Origin of the sequence: Sutterella massiliensis, from assembly GCF_016899755.1 — a bacterium.
Lineage (GTDB): Bacteria > Pseudomonadota > Gammaproteobacteria > Burkholderiales > Burkholderiaceae_F > Sutterella > Sutterella massiliensis.
Map to the genome: position 1 here is coordinate 1 of NZ_JACJJC010000172.1, position 765 is coordinate 765.

Sequence of the window (765 nt, forward strand, 5' to 3'; positions counted from 1 at the left end):
GTTGTCGACCTTGCCGAGCCAGATGTCGACGCAGCCTTCGCCGCAGGAGTCGATGTTGTAGGCGGTGCCGTCCACGTATTCGAGAATGCCTGCGGAGTAGCGGTGATGCAGCGTGCAGGTGCCCGAGCGGTCAAGCACTTTGTTGCAGGAGCGGTAGTCGGGAATGTGCTTCTTGTTCGTTACTTCGCTGAGCACCGTGTCGGCGGAACAGTCGGCGAAGCCCTGCGTGATCTCCTCGATGTTGCCGATGATGTCCTTGGTCGTATCGAAGACGGAATCGCCGCTCATGTCGGGACGTTCGATGTCGTAGTACATCTTCGTCATGATCTTGTAGACGTTCCCTTCGATCGTCGATGGATCGTCGAGCAGCGAATCCTGATAGAGACTCTTCTTGGCTGCCGCACCCCGACTGTCCATTTCCGAGCCGTCGTCGTAAATGCCCTTGAGACCCTCGACGTCCGAGTTCGAATAGCCGTATTCGTATTTCGAGGAGCCCGTGGACTGCGGAGCGAATTCGGACTTGTCCATCTTGAGCGTCTTGCCGTCGCCCATTGGGAGGACAACCGACGAGCCCTGCATGCGCATCGACTCGGGAATGCTTTCGGCGTTGAGTTCCTTCACAAAGGACTGCGCCTCGCGGCCGATGGCGCCCATATTGGTTTCGCTGCCCAAAGCCCAGCCGGGCAGAGCGGCCATGCTCGCTGCAACGAGCGAGCAGACGCTCTTTTGCAAAAGACGTTTGATGTTTTGCATGCGGCGCTGTTA

General features: G+C 58.0%; 1 protein-coding gene. It reads right to left on the reverse strand.

Translation table 11 applies throughout. From position 1 onward, the window contains the following. Window positions 1-753: hypothetical protein (locus H6A60_RS11980; RefSeq protein WP_205104932.1), on the reverse strand; the 753-nt coding region annotated here is incomplete at its 3' end. Between the last annotated feature and the right edge of the window lie 12 nt (window positions 754-765).